The organism is Streptomyces lincolnensis (genome assembly GCF_021173675.1).
GTDB classification, from domain to species: domain Bacteria; phylum Actinomycetota; class Actinomycetes; order Streptomycetales; family Streptomycetaceae; genus Streptomyces; species Streptomyces lincolnensis_B.
Window position 1 is genome coordinate 128,645 of the sequence record NZ_JAIHON010000001.1, and the last position, 16,521, is coordinate 145,165.

Annotated in this window: 13 protein-coding genes; 10 read left to right on the forward strand and 3 right to left on the reverse strand. The window is 71.1% G+C overall.

The window, feature by feature from the left end; translation table 11 throughout:
* Positions 1-99: 99 nt before the first annotated feature.
* The 8 genes from tkt (at position 100) to K4B79_RS00620 (ending at position 10,655) form a co-directional block, all read left to right on the forward strand.
* Positions 100-2,175, forward strand: coding sequence for a transketolase (gene tkt, locus K4B79_RS00585; RefSeq protein ID WP_232024148.1), 2,076 nt, complete (start codon positions 100-102; stop codon positions 2,173-2,175).
* A 19-nt stretch (positions 2,176-2,194) separates the two neighbouring features.
* Positions 2,195-3,340 carry a transaldolase gene (gene tal / locus K4B79_RS00590; protein ID WP_232024149.1) on the forward strand — a complete coding sequence of 382 codons (1,146 nt, stop codon included), beginning with the start codon at positions 2,195-2,197 and terminating at the stop codon, positions 3,338-3,340.
* The gene (zwf, locus tag K4B79_RS00595) at positions 3,337-4,968 is read left to right on the forward strand and encodes a glucose-6-phosphate dehydrogenase (RefSeq protein ID WP_269462953.1); all 1,632 of its coding nucleotides are present in this window, start codon (positions 3,337-3,339) and stop codon (positions 4,966-4,968) included. The genes tal and zwf overlap by 4 nt, the downstream gene beginning before the upstream one ends.
* A complete protein-coding gene (gene opcA / locus K4B79_RS00600; RefSeq protein WP_232024150.1) occupies positions 4,965-5,900 on the forward strand; it encodes a glucose-6-phosphate dehydrogenase assembly protein OpcA in 936 nt (311 codons plus the stop codon). The genes zwf and opcA overlap by 4 nt, the downstream gene beginning before the upstream one ends.
* Positions 5,893-7,575, forward strand: a complete 1,683-nt coding sequence (gene pgi, locus K4B79_RS00605; protein ID WP_232024151.1) for a glucose-6-phosphate isomerase — start codon at positions 5,893-5,895, stop codon at positions 7,573-7,575. Before opcA ends, pgi begins: the two co-directional genes overlap by 8 nt.
* Positions 7,576-7,585: 10 nt before the next feature.
* Positions 7,586-8,464, forward strand: a complete 879-nt coding sequence (gnd, locus tag K4B79_RS00610; protein ID WP_232024721.1) for a phosphogluconate dehydrogenase (NAD(+)-dependent, decarboxylating) — start codon at positions 7,586-7,588, stop codon at positions 8,462-8,464.
* Between the two features lie 7 nt (positions 8,465-8,471).
* Entirely contained in the window at positions 8,472-9,059 is a 588-nt protein-coding gene (locus tag K4B79_RS00615; RefSeq protein ID WP_232024152.1) for a histidine phosphatase family protein, read from the forward strand.
* 132 nt (positions 9,060-9,191) lie between these two features.
* A complete protein-coding gene (locus K4B79_RS00620; RefSeq protein WP_232024153.1) occupies positions 9,192-10,655 on the forward strand; it encodes a membrane-associated oxidoreductase in 1,464 nt (487 codons plus the stop codon).
* Between the two features lie 28 nt (positions 10,656-10,683).
* On the opposite strand, the gene K4B79_RS00625 is transcribed toward K4B79_RS00620, so the two are convergent.
* Both K4B79_RS00625 and K4B79_RS00630 read right to left on the reverse strand, forming a co-directional pair.
* On the reverse strand, positions 10,684-12,480 hold the full coding sequence (locus K4B79_RS00625; RefSeq protein ID WP_232024154.1) for a bifunctional sugar phosphate isomerase/epimerase/4-hydroxyphenylpyruvate dioxygenase family protein: 1,797 nt from the start codon (positions 12,478-12,480) through the stop codon (positions 10,684-10,686).
* Positions 12,481-12,556: 76 nt separating this feature from the next.
* Positions 12,557-13,438 carry a shikimate dehydrogenase gene (locus K4B79_RS00630; protein ID WP_232024155.1) on the reverse strand — a complete coding sequence of 294 codons (882 nt, stop codon included), beginning with the start codon at positions 13,436-13,438 and terminating at the stop codon, positions 12,557-12,559.
* A 153-nt stretch (positions 13,439-13,591) separates the two neighbouring features.
* Here K4B79_RS00630 and K4B79_RS00635 point away from each other — a divergent pair, with 153 nt between their 5' ends.
* Positions 13,592-14,257 (forward strand): TetR/AcrR family transcriptional regulator, encoded by a 666-nt coding sequence (locus K4B79_RS00635; RefSeq protein WP_232024156.1) that lies wholly within the window; start codon positions 13,592-13,594, stop codon positions 14,255-14,257.
* A gap of 313 nt (positions 14,258-14,570) precedes the next feature.
* A complete protein-coding gene (locus K4B79_RS00640; RefSeq protein WP_232024157.1) occupies positions 14,571-15,911 on the forward strand; it encodes an MFS transporter in 1,341 nt (446 codons plus the stop codon).
* A 245-nt stretch (positions 15,912-16,156) separates the two neighbouring features.
* On the opposite strand, the gene K4B79_RS00645 is transcribed toward K4B79_RS00640, so the two are convergent.
* On the reverse strand, positions 16,157-16,480 hold the full coding sequence (locus tag K4B79_RS00645; protein WP_232024722.1) for an STAS domain-containing protein: 324 nt from the start codon (positions 16,478-16,480) through the stop codon (positions 16,157-16,159).
* Positions 16,481-16,521 lie beyond the last annotated feature (41 nt).

Sequence of the window (16,521 nt, forward strand, 5' to 3'; positions counted from 1 at the left end):
CACAGGCTGACACACGGCGACCTTCCCCCGTATAAGTCAGACTTTTAGATTTGAACGCGTCAGGCCAGCTACTTCGCTCCGATCGAGGACTTCTTGAAGATGAGCACGCAGACCACGGACAGCTTCGAATGGACCGAACTCGACCGGCGTGCCGTCGACACCGCGCGCCTGCTCGCCGCCGACGCCGTGCAGAAGGTCGGTAACGGCCACCCCGGCACCGCGATGAGCCTCGCCCCGGCGGCGTACACGATCTTTCAGAAGGTGATGCGTCACGATCCGGCCGACCCCGAGTGGACGGGCCGCGACCGCTTCGTGCTCTCCCCCGGGCACACCTCGCTCACCCTCTACACCCAGCTCTTCCTCGCCGGGTACGAGCTGGAGCTCGACGACCTGAAGGCCTTCCGCACCCACGGGTCGAAGACCCCCGGCCATCCCGAGTACGGTCACACGGCCGGCGTGGAGACGACGACCGGCCCGCTCGGGCAGGGTGTCGCCAACGCCGTGGGCATGGCGATGGCCGCCCGCTACGAGCGCGGCCTGTTCGACCCGGAGGCCCCCGAGGGCGAGTCCCCCTTCGACCACACCATCTGGGGGATCGTCTCCGACGGCGACCTCGAGGAGGGCATCTCCGCCGAGGCCTCCTCCCTGGCCGGCCACCAGAAGCTCGGCAACCTGGTCTTCCTCTACGACGACAACCACATCTCCATCGAGGGCGACACCGCGACCGCCTTCTCCGAGGACGTGCTGAAGCGGTACGAGGCCTACGGCTGGCACGTCCAGCGGATCGAGCCCGGCGAGGACGGCGACATCGACGTCCACGCCCTGTACGCGGCCCTGAAGTCCGCGCAGGCCGAGACCGAGCGGCCCTCGATCATCGCGATGCGCACGATCATCGCCTGGCCGGCCCCGAACGCCCGGAACACCGAGGCCTCGCACGGCTCCGCGCTCGGCGCGGACGAGGTCGCCGCCACCAAGCGCCTCCTCGGCTTCGACCCCGAGCAGAGCTTCGAGGTCGCCGACGAGGTCCTCGCCCACACCCGCAGGGCCCTCGACCGGGGCGCCGAGGCGCACGCCGCCTGGGACAAGCGGATCGACAAGTGGCGCGGCGCGCAGCCCGAGCGGGCCCGGCTCTTCGACCGGATCGTGGCCGGTCAGCTGCCCGAGGGCTGGGAGTCGGCGATCCCGGTCTTCGAGGAGGGCAAGGCGGTCGCCACCCGCGCCGCCTCCGGCAAGGTGCTCCAGGCGCTCGGCGCGGTCGTCCCCGAGCTGTGGGGCGGCTCGGCCGACCTGGCCGGCTCCAACAACACCACCATCGACAAGACCAGCTCCTTCCTCCCCAAGGGCAACCCGCTGCCGGAGGCCGACCCGTACGGCCGCACCATCCACTTCGGCATCCGCGAGCACTCCATGGCCGCGGAGATGAACGGCATCGCCCTGCACGGCAACACCCGCATCTACGGCGGCACCTTCCTGGTGTTCTCCGACTACATGCGCAACGCCGTCCGCCTGTCCGCGCTGATGCAGCTGCCCGTGACCTACGTCTGGACGCACGACTCCATCGGCCTCGGCGAGGACGGCCCCACCCACCAGCCCGTCGAGCACCTCGCCTCGCTGCGCGCCATCCCGGGCCTGAACATCGTCCGCCCGGCCGACGCCAACGAGACCGCGATCGCCTGGGCCGAGATCCTGAAGCGGCACGCCACCGACCCGGCCCCGCACGGCCTCGCGCTGACCCGCCAGGGCGTGCCGACGTACGCGCCCAACCCCGATGCGGCGAAGGGCGGTTACGTCCTTCAGGAGGCGTCGCAGCAGACCCCGGACGTCGTCCTGATCGCCACCGGCTCCGAGGTCCAGCTCGCCGTCGCCGCGCGCGAGCGGCTGGAGGCCGAGGGGGTCGCCACCCGGGTGGTGTCGATGCCGTCCGTGGAGTGGTTCGAGCAGCAGCCGCGCGAGTACCGCGACAGCGTCCTTCCGCCGTCCGTGCGAGCCCGTGTCGCGATCGAGGCCGGGATCGGTCTGACGTGGTACCGCTTCGTAGGTGACGCAGGACGCATCGTCTCCCTCGAACACTTCGGCGCCTCCGCCGACGCCAAGACCCTCTTCGCCGAGTACGGCTTCACCCCCGAGAACGTCGTCGCCGCGGCCCGGGAATCGCTGGCCGCCGCGCGTGGTTGATCCGACCGCCAGAAAGAAGATGATCACTGTGACCGAAGCAACCGCGACCGCGGGAGCACTCAAGCGCCTGTCCGACGAGGGCGTCTCCATCTGGCTGGACGACCTCTCCCGCAAGCGGATCGAGTCCGGCAACCTCGCCGAACTCGTCGAGACGAAGCACGTGGTGGGTGTCACCACCAACCCGTCCATCTTCCAGGCCGCCATCGGCTCCGGAGAGGGCTACGACGAGCAGCTGACCGACCTCGCCGTACGGGGTGTCACGGTCGACGAGGCCGTACGGATGATGACGACCGCCGACGTGCGCGCCGCCGCCGACATCCTGCGCCCGGTGTACGACGCCACCCTCGGCCGGGACGGCCGGGTCTCCATCGAGGTCGACCCGCGCCTGGCGCACGACACGGCGGCCACGATCGCCGAGGCCAAGCAGCTCGCCTGGCTGGTCGACCGCCCCAACGTCATGATCAAGATCCCGGCGACGAAGGCCGGCCTCCCGGCGATCACCGAGGTCGTCGGCCTCGGCATCAGCGTCAACGTCACGCTGATCTTCTCCCTGGAGCGCTACCGCGAGGTCATGGACGCCTACCTCGCCGGACTGGAGAAGGCGCAGAAGAAGGGCCTGGACCTCTCCTCGATCCACTCAGTGGCCTCCTTCTTCGTCTCCCGCGTCGACTCCGAGATCGACAAGCGGCTGACGGTCCTCGGCACGGACCAGGCCCTGGCGTTGAAGGGTCGGGCGGCCCTCGCCAACGCGCGGCTGGCCTACGAGGCGTACGAGAGTGTCTTCGCCGGTGAGCGCTGGACCGCCCTCGGCGGTGCCCGCGCCAACAAGCAGCGCCCGCTGTGGGCCTCGACCGGCGTGAAGGACCCGGCGTACAAGGACACCCTGTACGTCGACGAGCTGGTCGCGCCGGGCACCGTCAACACGATGCCCGAGGCCACGCTGAACGCCACCGCCGACCACGGCCGGATCACCGGCGACACGGTGAGCGGCGGCTACGCGCAGGCCCGCGCGGACCTGGCCGCCGTAGAGGCGCTCGGGATCTCGTACGACGAGGTCGTGCGGCAGCTGGAGGAGGAGGGTGTCGCGAAGTTCGCGGTGGCCTGGCAGGACCTGCTGGACGCCGTGACGAAGTCGCTGAACGGCAAGGGGGTGGACGGGGAATGAGCAAGAAGGCTTCCGAGAAGGCGGCGACCGCGCCCGAGGAGGCGGCCGCTTCCGAGCAGACCGCGTCGGAGGGTGCGGAGGTGACCGTCCCGGTGCTCCCCGCGGCCGAGTGGTCCAACCCGCTGCGGCACCCGCAGGACCGCCGGCTCCCCCGGATCGCCGGACCGTCCGGACTCGTCATCTTCGGCGTCACCGGCGACCTGTCCCGCAAGAAGCTGATGCCGGCCGTGTACGACCTGGCCAACCGCGGCATGCTGCCGCCGGGCTTCTCGCTGGTCGGCTTCGCCCGCCGGGACTGGGAGGACGAGGACTTCGCACAGATCGTCCACGACTCCGTCCGCGAGCACGCCCGCACCGAGTTCCGCGAGGAGGTCTGGCAGCAGCTCGCCGAGGGCATGCGGTTCATCCCGGGCGACTTCGACGACGACACGGCGTTCAAGCAGCTGCGCCAGACCGTCGACGACCTCGACAAGGCGCGCGGCACCAGCGGCAACTACGCCTTCTACCTCTCCGTACCGCCGAAGTTCTTCCCCAAGGTCGTCCAGCAGCTGAAGAAGCACGGCCTCGCCCAGGCACCCGAGGGTTCCTGGCGGCGCGCGGTGATCGAGAAGCCGTTCGGGCGGGATCTGGTGAGCGCCCGTGAGCTGAACACGATCGTGCACGACGTGTTCGAGCCGGACCAGGTCTTCCGGATCGACCACTACCTCGGTAAGGAGACCGTCCAGAACATCCTGGCGCTCCGCTTCGCCAACCAGATGTACGAGCCCATCTGGAACCGGTCGTACGTCGACCACGTACAGATCACGATGGCCGAGGACATCGGCATCGGCGGCCGGGCCGGCTACTACGACGGCATCGGCGCCGCCCGTGACGTCATCCAGAACCACCTGCTCCAGCTGATGGCGCTCACCGCGATGGAGGAGCCGATCGCCTTCGACGCCGAGTCGCTGCTCACCGAGAAGCTCAAGGTGCTGAAGTCGGTGCGGCTGCCGGAGAACATCGGCGAGCACACGGTGCTGGCGCAGTACGCGGAGGGCTGGCAGGGCGGCGCGAAGGTGGCCGGGTACCTCCAGGAGGAGGGCATCGACCCGCAGTCGAGGACCGACACCTACGCGGCCATCAAGCTGGAGATCGACAACCGCCGCTGGGCGGGCATCCCCTTCTACCTGCGCACCGGCAAGCGGCTCGGCCGCCGGGTCACCGAGATCGCGGTGGTCTTCAAGCGGGCGCCGCACTCCCCCTTCGACTCCACCGCCACCGAGGAGCTCGGCCAGAACGCGATCGTCATCCGGGTCCAGCCGGACGAGGGCATGACGGTCCGTTTCGGCTCGAAGGTGCCGGGCACCTCGATGGAGATCCGGGACGTGTCGATGGACTTCGCCTACGGCGAGTCGTTCACCGAGTCCAGCCCGGAGGCGTACGAACGCCTCATCCTGGACGTCCTCCTCGGGGACGCCAACCTGTTCCCCCGCCACCAGGAAGTGGAAGAGTCCTGGAAGATCCTCGACCCGATCGAGGAGTACTGGGCGAACCACGGCAAGCCCGCACAGTATGCCTCCGGCAGCTGGGGACCCGAGGAAGCCGACGAGATGCTCGCACGAGACGGACGGAGCTGGCGCAGGCCATGAAGATCGACCTGACCGACACCACGGCAAGCAAGATCAACAAGGCGCTGGTGCAGGGTCGCCGCGCCATCGGCACCCCCGCGGTGGGCATGGTCCTGACGATGGTGATCGTCACGGACGAGGAGAACGCCTACGACGCGATCAAGGCCGCCGAGGAGGCCTCGCACGAGCACCCCTCGCGCACCCTGGTCGTCATCAAGCGGCACGCCCGCACCCCGCGCGACCGCCAGTCCTCGCGCCTGGACGCCGAGGTACGGGTGGGCGCCGACGCGGGCACCGGCGAGACGGTGATCCTGAGGACCTACGGCGAGGTGTCCGACCACGCCGACTCCGTCGTGCTGCCGCTGCTGCTGCCGGACGCCCCGGTGGTCGTGTGGTGGCCGGTGGACGCGCCGGAGAACCCGGCGAAGGACCCGCTGGGCGCGCTGGCCCAGCGCCGGATCACCGACCTGTACGCGGTGGACGACCCGCTGAAGGTCCTCCAGACCCGGGTGCGCTCCTACGCACCGGGCGACACCGACCTCGCCTGGACCCGGCTGACCCCGTGGCGCTCGATGCTCGCCGCCGCCCTGGACCAGGCCCGCGTGCAGGTGATCTCGGCCGCGGTCGAGGCCGAGGAGGAGAACCCGGCCGCCGAACTGCTGGCCCGCTGGCTGGAGGCCCGGCTCGGCGTCACCGTCGACCGGGTCGTCACCGCCGGGCCGGTCGTCACGGCCGTCCGCCTGGGCACCGCCAACGGCGAGATCGTCATCGACCGCCCCGAGGGCCCGCTGGCCACGCTGTCCCTGCCGGGCCAGCCCTCGCGCACCCTCGCGCTGAAGGTCCGCTCCACCTCCGAACTCATCGCCGAGGAGCTCAGGCGCCTCGACGCGGACGAGATGTACGCCATCGCCCTGCGCGGCGAGGCACCCAAGGAGATCTCCGCACATGTCTGACTCTGTCTCGGGCTCCGTCACGGGCTCTGTTCCGGGCTCCCCCAAGCTCACGCGCCGGCCCCAGTGGACCGCCCTGGAGGACCACCGCGCCGCGTTCCACGCCCATCTGCGGGAGCTGTTCGCCTCCGACGCCGGGCGCGCGGAGCGCTATGTCGTGCGCGTCGGCGACCTGCGGATCGACTACTCCAAGAACCTGGTCACCGACGAGACCCTGGCCCTGCTCCAGGAACTGGCCACCGCCACCGACGTGTTCGGGCTGCGGGACGCCATGTTCGCCGGCGAGAAGATCAACATCACCGAGGACCGGGCCGTCCTGCACACCGCGCTGCGTGCCCCGGCCAACGCGGTCATCGAGGTCGACGGCGAGAACGTCGTGCCCGAGGTGCACACCGTCCTGGACCGGATGGGCGCCTTCGCCGACCGGGTGCGGTCGGGCGAGTGGACCGGCCACACCGGCCGGCGGATCAGGAACGTCGTCAACATCGGCATCGGCGGTTCCGACCTGGGCCCGGCGATGGCCTACGAGGCCCTGCGGGCCTACACCGCACGGGAGTTGACCTTCCGGTTCGTGTCCAACGTGGACGGCGCCGACCTGCACGAGGCCATCCGCGACCTGGACCCGGCGGAGACCCTGTTCATCGTCGCGTCCAAGACCTTCACCACCATCGAGACCATCACCAACGCCACCTCGGCACGCTCCTGGCTGCTGGACGGGCTCGGCGGCGACGAGAAGGCCGTCGCCCGGCACTTCGTGGCGCTGTCGACCAACGCGCAGAAGGTCACCGGGTTCGGCATCGACGCGGACAACATGTTCGAGTTCTGGGACTGGGTCGGCGGCCGCTACTCCTTCGACTCGGCGATCGGTCTCTCCCTGATGATCGCCATCGGCCCGGACCGCTTCCTGGAGATGCTCGACGGGTTCCGCATCGTCGACGAGCACTTCCTCAACGCCCCCGCCGAGGACAACGCCCCGCTGCTGCTGGGCCTGCTGGGCATCTGGTACGGCAACTTCTTCGGCGCCCAGTCGCACGCGGTGCTGCCCTACAGCCACTACCTGTCCAAGTTCACCGCCTACCTCCAGCAACTGGACATGGAGTCCAACGGCAAGTCGGTGGACCGGGACGGCAACCCCGTCGACTGGCAGACCGGCCCGGTGGTGTGGGGCACGCCCGGCACCAACGGCCAGCACGCCTACTACCAGTTGATCCACCAGGGCACCAAGCTCATCCCGGCCGACCTGATCGGCTTCGCCCGTCCCGTCGCCGAGCTGGGCGACGAACTCAAGGCACAGCACGACCTGTTGATGGCCAACCTGTTCGCGCAGGGGCAGGCGCTCGCCTTCGGCAAGACCGCCCAGGAGGTCCGCGCGGAGGGAGTGGCCGAGGAGCAGGTCGCGCACCGCACCTTCCAGGGCAACCACCCCACGACGACGATCCTGGCCAAGGAACTCACCCCGTCCGTCCTGGGGCAGCTCATCGCCCTCTACGAACACAAGGTGTTCGTCCAGGGCGCCGTGTGGAACATCGACTCCTTCGACCAGTGGGGCGTCGAACTCGGCAAGGTCCTCGCCAAGCGCGTCGAACCCGCCCTCACCCAGGGCGCGGACGTCCCCGGCCTCGACCCCTCCACCGCCGCCCTCGTGGCCGCCTACCGTGAACTGAAGGAAGTGCGCTGACATGACAGCGATGCAGTTGGGTCTCATCGGTCTCGGCAAGATGGGCGGCAACATGCGCGAGCGGATCCGCCGCGCCGGCCACACCGTCATCGGCTACGACCGCAACCCCGAGCTCTCCGACGTGGCGAGCCTGGCCGAACTGGTCGACAAGCTCGAAGGCCCCCGCACGGTCTGGGTGATGGTCCCGGCAGGCGCGGCCACCCAGTCCGTCGTGGACGAGCTCGGCGACCTCCTCTCCCCCGGTGACACGGTCGTCGACGGCGGCAACTCCCGCTGGACGGACGACGAGAAGCACGCCGAGGAGCTGGGCGCCAAGGGCATCGGCTTCGTCGACGCGGGCGTCTCCGGCGGTGTCTGGGGCCTGAAGAACGGCTACGCCCTGATGGTCGGCGGCGACAAGGAGCACGTCGACCGGCTCCGGCCGATCTTCGAGGCGCTCAAGCCGGAAGGTCCGTACGGCTTCGTCCACGCGGGCAAGGTCGGCGCCGGGCACTTCTCCAAGATGGTCCACAACGGCATCGAGTACGCCATGATGCAGGCCTACGCCGAGGGCTGGGAGCTGCTGGAGTCGGTGGACTCGGTGACCGACGTGCGCGAGGTCTTCCGCTCCTGGCAGGAGGGCACGGTCATCCGTTCCTGGCTGCTCGACCTGGCGGTCAACGCCCTGGACGAGGACGAGCACCTGGAGAAGCTGCGCGGCTGGGCCGAGGACTCCGGCGAGGGCCGCTGGACCGTCGAGGCGGCCATCGACAACGCGGTGCCACTGCCCGCGATCACGGCGTCGCTGTTCGCCCGGTTCGCCTCCCGCCAGGACGACTCCCCGCAGATGAAGATGGTCGCGGCCCTGCGCAACCAGTTCGGCGGCCACGCCGTCGAAGCGAAGAAGTAGGCGCGCCGTGGGGGATCTCCTTCTGGTCCGCCACGGCGAGACGGAGTGGAGCGCGTCGGGACAGCACACCAGCTGGACCGATCTGCCCCTCACCCGGCAGGGCGAGGAACAGGCCAAGTCCCTCGCTCCGCTCCTCTCGGCCCGGACCTTCGCCCTCGCGCTGGCCAGCCCGCTGGACCGCGCACAGCGCACCGCCGAACTGGCGGGCGTCACCGGGGTCGTCACCGACCCCGACCTGCACGAGTGGGACTACGGCGCCTACGAGGGCGTCACCACCGTCGACATCCACCGCACCCGCCCCGACTGGTACCTGTGGACCGACGGGGTGCCGCCCGGCCCGGAAGGGCACCCCGGCGAGTCGCCCGCCGAGGTCGGGGCACGCGCCGACCGGGTCCTCGCCCGCGTGGACACCGCCCTCGCCGGGGGCGACGTGCTGCTGGTGGCCCACGGCCACTTCCTGCGCGTCCTCACGGCCCGCCGGCTGGGTCTGCCCCCGGCGGACGGACGGCTCTTCCAGCTGGCGACGGGGACGGTCGGCCGGCTGTCCACGGAACACGGCCGGCCGGTGATCGCGGAGTGGAACACCCGGCCGTAGCACCATGGACTGAGGAAACCAGGCCGTAGAGCCATGGAACGAGGAACCGGCCCCGGCCGGCCGGACGGTGACAACCGACGGCCGGCCGGGGCCGGTTGACAGCGCGAGGGGACCGCGTCAGAGTCGCCGCTGATGGAGATCGACGAGCTGACCCCCGCCGAGCTGCGCATATGGCGCGCCTTCCCCCGCGGCGAGTCCGTGAACTTCCGCGCGGCGGACGACGAGGATCCCGCCGACGGCTCCTCCTGGGGCCCCGAACGCACCGTACGGGCAACCGTGTTGCGGGCCCTGCTGCTCAACGGCCCGCAGGAGGACGGGGAGATCCCCGCGCTGAAACTGGCGGGCGCGCGCATCAGCGGCACGCTCGACCTGCGCTACGGCACCTGCGACCACGCCGTACGGCTGAGCCACTGCCACTTCGCGGGCGTACCCCAGTTGTACGGGGCCCGGCTGCGGCAGCTGAACCTGAGCAACTCCGTCCTGCCGGGGCTGACCGCGGGCGCGCTGCGGGTGGAGGGCGTGCTGAGGCTGTCGGACTGCGTGGTGCACGGGCCGGTGCGGCTCGGCGGCGCGCAGATCGCGAACGCGCTGTTCATGGAGCGCACCCACCTGACGGCCCAGGACGCCTCCGAGCCCGTCCTGCAGCTGAACCAGATGACCACCGGCGACGACCTGTGGGCGCCCGGCCTGGTGCTGGACGGCGAGATGCGGCTCAACGGCGCCACCATTGCCGGGTCGATCAACATGAACGAGGCGCGGCTCGACCGCCCCGGGCGGCCCGTCCTGGACGCCGAGACCCTCACCGTGGAGGGCGACTTCCGCCTGCGGCAGTCTCAGGTGCGGGGCTGGATCGGTCTGCGGGGCGCCCGGATCGGGGGCCGCCTCGACCTCTCGCACGCCCATCTGGTGAACCCCGGGGACGCGGCGCTGCGGGCGAGCAGCTGCACCATCGGGGAACTCTGGGTGCGCCGCGGCCCCCGTATGGAAGGCACCCTGAACCTGCGCCGGACCCAGCTGGAGGTCCTGTTCCTGGAACCGGAGAAAGTGCCGGACACGGTTCTGCTGAACAACCTCGTCTACACCACGCTCACCCCGCACGTGCCCGCCGAGCAGCGGCTGCCGATGCTGGAGCGCGACGGCGACGGCTATGTCCCGCACGCCTACGAGCAGCTCAGCGCCTCCTATCTGCGCATCGGCGACGACCGCGCGGCCCGTCTGGTCCAGCTCGCCAAACAGCGCCGCCACCGCCGCACCCTGCCCTGGTACGGCCGGATCTGGGGGCACGTCCAGGACGCCACCGTCGGCTACGGCTTCCGGCCCCTGCGCGCGTGCGGCTGGCTGCTGTCGCTGCTCGCGATCGGCTCGGTCGCCTACGGACTGCACCACCCGCGCCCGCTCAAGCCGTCCGAGGCCCCGGACTTCAACCCGGTGTTCTACACGCTCGATCTGCTGCTGCCGGTGATCTCCTTCGGCCAGGAGAGCGCCTTCGCCCCGCGGGACGGGTACCAGACGCTGTCGTACGCCCTGGTCATCGCCGGCTGGATCCTGGCCACGACGGTGTTCGCCGGCGTGACCCGGACCGTCAGCCGCCAGTGACCGGCCGCCGGTGACCGGCCGACACCGATCAGCCCCCGGTGAGCCGCTTCAGCGCGTGCTGGGCGGCCAGCCGGACGGGGGCGTTCTGGGCGCCGTAGCCCCGGTAGCCGCCGTCGCGCTGGGCCAGTTCGAAGAAGACCCGGCCGACGGTGCGGGTGTAGCAGTGCCGGAACTCGCCGTGCGCGTCACGGTCGTAGAGGATGCCGAGCTCGCGGTAGGTCTCCAGCTCGCCGGCGGCGAACTCGAAGCGGGCGGCGAGGTCGTCGTAGTAGTTCGCGGGGATCGGCAGCAGGCGTCCGCCGGCCTCGGTGAAGCGGCGGGCCGCGGCGACCACGTCGTCGGTGGCGAGCGCGATGTGCTGGGCGTGGACGGTGTCGTCGGTGGGGGCCGCGCCGACGGAGAGCGCGATGCGCACACCGCCGTCGGGGGTGGTGACGGCCCGGCTGCGCAGCAGGCCGTAGGGGTCGGCGACGTCCACGCTCTCCTGCGCGTGCAGGCCGAGGACGCTGCGGTGGAAGAGGGCCGCCTCGTCGAAGTGGTGCCAGGGCTGGGTGAGCGCGAGGTGGTCGATGCGGGACACCTCCGCGGCGGCGGACGGGTGCTCGGTGTCCTCGAAGTCCGCGCGCCAGTTGGGAAGGTCGGCGCGGTCGGTCGCGCAGAAGAACAGCTCGGTGCCGTCCGGCGCGGCCACGGCGTCGAGCGGGGCGTCCTCGGGGGCGCGGCGGCGGGGCAGGACCGGGGCGAGGAGGGCCTCGGCGCGGCGGGCGGCGGCCGACGGGTCCGGTGACTCCAGGCCGATCGCGGCGAGCTGGGTGCCGTCCCGGCGTACGGCCGTCCCGGTGTTGACCAGGATCCGGGCCTCGCCCTGCTGCCACAGGTCGACGGGCTTGCTGCGGTGCCGGGCCGTGCGGGTGAAGCCCAGGGCGCCGAGGAGCGCCGCGAGGGGGTCGGCGTCCGGGGTGACCAGTTCGGCGAAGGCGACTTGCGTGGGCACGGCCGGCGCGGGCGGCGCGGCCACGCCCACCGTCTCCTGGAGGACCAGGAGGGAGCGGCGGGCGTCCACGGCGGTGGGGCCGGCCTCGGCCTGGCGGAAGACGTCGTTGAAGACCTCCAGGGAGAGCGGACCGTCGTAGCCGGTGCGCAGCACCTGGGTGAGCAGTCCGGCGACGTCGAAGCCGCCCTGGCCGGGGAAGCAGCGGTGGTGGCGGCTCCACTGCAGGACGTCCATCGCGAGCAGCGGGGCGTCGGCCAGCTGGAGGAAGAAGATCTTCTCCCCGGGGATGTCCGCGATGCCCTTGGGGTCGGAGCCCCTTGAGAGGATGTGGAAGCTGTCCAGGCAGGTGCCGAGCGCCGGGTGGCCGGCCGTCTCGACGATGTGCCAGGCGTGGTCGTAGGTGCTGACGTGCCGCCCCCAGGCGAGCGCCTCGTAGGCGACCCGGATGCCGAAGTCCTGGGCCAGGGCGGCGAGTCGGGCCAGCTGCTCGGCGGCGAGGGCGTCGTCGTCGACGGCGAGCGGGGAGACGCTGGAGCACACCAGGACGGTGTCGGCGCCGAGCCTGCCCATCAGCTCGAACTTGTGCCGGGCGCGGCGCAGGTTCCGGGCGAACTCCTCCTCCGGTACGGCCTCGATGTCCCGCATCGGCTGGTAGAGGTCGACGGTCAGGCCGAGGTCGGCGCAGCGGGCGCGGATCTCCTCGGGGGTGAGGGGGCTCGCGAGGAGGTCGTTCTCGAAGATCTCGACGCCGTCGAAGCCGGCCCGGGAGGCGGCCGTGAGCTTCTCGGTGAGGGATCCGCTGAGGGAGACGGTGGCGATGGACGTGCGCACGTCGGTACCTCTGTTTCTCTGAAGGTCCCTTGCTGACGAGGGGGCCGGGCCTCTTGGGGCGCTGGGGGCCTGGCTCTTAGGGGCGGGCGGCCACCGCACCGGCCGTCAGGTCGGTGAAGTCCGCGAGCATCCGCGCGGCGTCGGGTTCCCGGCCGGTGAACAGGCGGAAGGCGTCCACGGCCTGGAAGACGGCCATGCCGCCGCCGTCGAGCGTGGCGCAGCCGAGCGCCCGGGCGGCGCGCAGCAGCTCGGTCTGCAGCGGGCGGTAGACCACTTCGGCCACCCACAGCCCGGGGTGCAGGAGTTCCGCGGGGAGGGGCAGGCCGGGGTGGGCGGCCATACCGGTGGGGGTGGCGTGCACGAGGCCGTCGGCCCGGGTGAGCAGCGCGGGCAGCCGGTCGGGTCCCGCGGCGGCCGCCCGGTCCGGGCCGAAATGGCGGTTGAGGGAGTCGGCGAGGCCGGCGGCCCGCTCGGGCAGCGGGTCCGTCACGGTGATCCGCTCGGCGCCCAGGGTGAGCATGGCGTGCGCGACGGCCGCGCCCGCGCCGCCCGCGCCCAGCTGCACGACCCGTTCCAGGGGGACGTCGGGCAGGCCGCGCGCGAAGGAGGCGGCGAAGCCGGTGACGTCGGTGTTGTGGCCGACGGCCCGGCCGTCCTCCTCGAAGACGACGGTGTTGACCGCGCCCAGGGCCTCGGCCTGCGGGGCCAGCGCGTCGAGGTGCCCGATCACGGTCTGCTTGCCCGGATGCGTGATGTTGAGCCCGTCGAAGCCCAGGTCGCGGGCCGAACGCACCAGGTCGCCCACCGCCTCGGCGCCGACACCGAGCCGGTCGAGGTCGATGATCCGGTACAGATGGCGCAGACCCTGCCGGTCGGCCTCCCGCTCGTGCAGGGCGGGGGTGAGCGAGGGGCCGATGCCCGATCCGATCAGACCGACGAGATACGAGTCCTTGGCCATCACGGACCTCCTGAGCGCCACTAATGTACGAACTAGTACGTTAGCTATATCAGCATCGCGGGAGCACGGGAAGTGCCCGCCGGGAATCCGTCGGTCCGTCACCACGGCCTGCTTCTAGAATCTGCGGCACTGGCCCCCGCCCGAAGGAACCCGATGACCAGCGTCGAAGAACCGGCACGACCCAACGGGCGCATCCGTGACGCCGCGCGCACCCAGGCCGAGATCCTCGACGTGGCGACCCAGGAGTTCGCCCGGGTCGGCTTCGCCGGCGCCCGGGTGGACGAGATCGCCGCCCGGACCCGCACCACGAAGCGGATGATCTACTACTACTTCGGCGGCAAGGAGCAGTTGTTCACTGCCGTGCTGGAGCGGGCGTACGGCGTGATCCGCGAGGCCGAGCAGTCGCTCGACGTCGAGCACCTGGACCCGGTGGCGGCCATCCGGCGCCTGGCCGAGCTCACCTTCGACCACCACGAACAGCACCCCGACTTCATCCGCCTGGTGAGCATCGAGAACATCCACGGCGCGGAGCACATCGCGGGCTCCGAGAAGCTCGGCAAGATCGGCTCGCCGGCCCTCGACGTGATCGGCCGGATCCTGGAGCAGGGGCAGCGGTCCGGCCTGTTCACGGCCGACGTGGACGCCGTCGACCTGCACGCGATGATCAGCTCCTTCTGCTTCTTCCGGGTCGCCAACCGGCACACCTTCGGCGCCTTGTTCGGCCGCGACCTGGTCGATCCGGCGCAGCGGGAGCACTACCGGAACATGCTCGGCGACATGGTGATCGCCTATCTGACGGCGGACCGCGCGGCGGACTAGGCGGGGCGGGCGGCGGACCATGGCCGGGCGCGGGTCGACTCGCGGCCCGGGGCGCGGGTCGGCTCGCGGGCCGATGTACGGCCGGGTCGCCGACCCCGGAGATCCTTCCGCCCGGACCTCTTGACACGCGGGAAACGTGAGCGCAACATCCGTAGCCAACCGCTACTAACTATCCAGTGCGTTAATTAACCGGGCCGCAAGGACGCGACGCCGTCCCCGCCCTGCCCGGACGGCCGCCCCATCACCCCAGGGATCGGCTCCCCTCCCCTCCGCTCACTCCGACTACGTTGGAGTTCCCTCGAAGGAGCACGCCGTGTCCGTCGCCCCAGCCCCTGCCGGCCAGCCGAAAAAGGCGGCGACTGCCGCCTGGATCGGCAGCGCACTGGAGTACTACGACTTCTTCATCTACGGCAGCGCCGCCGCCCTGATCTTCCCGGACGTCTTCTTCGACGAGTCCGACCCGGCCACCGCGACCCTGCTGTCGCTGGCCACGTTCGGCGTGGCCTACGCCGCCCGGCCGGTCGGCGCGCTCTTCCTCGGGCACTACGGCGACAAGCTCGGCCGCAAGAAGATCATGGTGTTCACCCTGATCCTGATGGGCCTGTCGACGTTCCTCATCGGCTGCCTGCCCACCCGCGACCAGGTCGGCACCCTGGCCCCGGTCCTGCTGGTGCTGTGCCGCGTGCTCCAGGGCATCTCGGCCGCCGGTGAGCAGGCCAGCGCCAACTCCATGACCCTGGAGCACGCGCCACCGCACCGGCGCGGCTTCTTCACCAGCTTCACGCTCAGCGGCACCCAGGGCGGCCAGCTGCTCGCCACGCTGGTCTTCATCCCTGTCGCCGCGCTGCCCGAGGACCAGTTGCTGTCCTGGGGCTGGCGGCTGCCGTTCTGGATGAGCATCGCGGTCGCCGTCGTCGGCTACGTCATCCGCCGCAAGCTGGAGGAGACCCCGGTCTTCGAGCAGCAGACCGCCTCCGAGGGTGTCGTGAAGCTGCCCCTGGCGATCCTGCTGCGCGAGCACTGGACGGACGTCCTGCGGGTGATCGGCGGCGCGCTGATCGCCTCGGTCAGCACGATCTTCACGGTGTGGGCCCTGTCGTACGCGACCAGCGACTCGGTCGGGATGTCCCGCTCGTCGATGCTGTGGGTGGGGGCGCTCGCCAACCTCGTCGCGCTCGCCGCGATCCCGCTGTGGGCCACCCTGTCGGACCGCATCGGCCGCCGCCCGGTGTTCCTCATCGGCTCCGTCGGCAGCGCGGTGACCATGTTCCTCTACCTGTGGTCCATCTCCACGGGCTCCTACCCGCTGACCCTCTTCCTCGGCATCGTCACCTTCGGTGTCGTCTACAGCGCCGCGAACGGCGTGTGGCCCTCCTTCTACGGCGAGATGTTCGCCACCAAGGTCCGGCTGTCCGGCATGGCCATCGGCACGCAGATCGGCTTCGCCGTGGCCGGGTTCGCGGTCACCTTCGCCGCGCAGATCGCGGGTCCGAACGGCGACGACTGGTCGGCGGTGGCCCTGTTCACCGCGGCCCTGTGCGTCCCGCCGGTGATCGCCGCCGTCACGGCACGCGAGACCCACAAGGTGCCGACGGAGCTCCTGGGCGAGCGGGTCTCCGGTGAGGCGGGGCGGCGGGAGACGGTGTCGGCCTGATCCGCTCTCCCTCTTTGAGCCCCCTTGGAGCCCCCCGGACTACGGGCCCCTTGGAGCCCCCGGACGCCGTGACGGCCGGGGGCTCGGGCCGGAGAGGCGGGCCCGCTCGTCAGACCGCGGGCCCGTTCGGCATGCAGGGACGGTACTGCGGGCCGCCGACAGCCGAGCTCTCCCGTACACCGCCGGCCGAGTTCTCGTCCCGCGAGCGGACGGGCGTCGCCCAGTTCACGCACGCCCACGTCCACTCAGCGGAGGTGACTGGCGGGATCCGCGACGGAATTCTCCATCGTCAGGATGCGATCGAGGCGCGTGTGCGTGAGCAGCCGGTGCATCTGAGGAGGCACGTCACGCAGGACCAAGCGGCGCCCGCAACGCCCGGCACGACGGTGTACCCCCATGATCACACCCAAGCCGGTGGCGTCCCACGAGCCGAGGTCCCGCAAATCCAGCACGAGATCTCCCGCGCCGTCGTCCACGGCCGCGTGCAGAGCGGTGCGAGCGGCCGCGGCGACACTGACATCGAGGCGACCGTGCAGTGCCACTGCGTCGTTCCCGCCGGTGACGGACATCCCCGGCACCTCGACCAGAACGGTTGCCGGGAGTGCGGCGG

Bases quoted from the DNA above. Each gene is read 5' to 3' on its own strand.
- pgi (WP_232024151.1), top strand. From the start codon at position 5,893: ATGTCTGACTCTGTCTCGGGCTCCGTCACGGGCTCTGTTCCGGGCTCC.
- tkt (WP_232024148.1), top strand. From the start codon at position 100: ATGAGCACGCAGACCACGGACAGCTTCGAATGGACCGAACTCGACCGG.
- K4B79_RS00635 (WP_232024156.1), top strand. From the start codon at position 13,592: ATGACCAGCGTCGAAGAACCGGCACGACCCAACGGGCGCATCCGTGAC.
- opcA (WP_232024150.1), top strand. From the start codon at position 4,965: ATGAAGATCGACCTGACCGACACCACGGCAAGCAAGATCAACAAGGCG.
- tal (WP_232024149.1), top strand. From the start codon at position 2,195: ATGATCACTGTGACCGAAGCAACCGCGACCGCGGGAGCACTCAAGCGC.
- zwf (WP_269462953.1), top strand. From the start codon at position 3,337: ATGAGCAAGAAGGCTTCCGAGAAGGCGGCGACCGCGCCCGAGGAGGCG.
- K4B79_RS00630 (WP_232024155.1), bottom strand. From the start codon at position 13,438: ATGGCCAAGGACTCGTATCTCGTCGGTCTGATCGGATCGGGCATCGGC.
- gnd (WP_232024721.1), top strand. From the start codon at position 7,586: ATGCAGTTGGGTCTCATCGGTCTCGGCAAGATGGGCGGCAACATGCGC.
- K4B79_RS00620 (WP_232024153.1), top strand. From the start codon at position 9,192: ATGGAGATCGACGAGCTGACCCCCGCCGAGCTGCGCATATGGCGCGCC.
- K4B79_RS00645 (WP_232024722.1), bottom strand. From the start codon at position 16,480: ATGTCCGTCACCGGCGGGAACGACGCAGTGGCACTGCACGGTCGCCTC.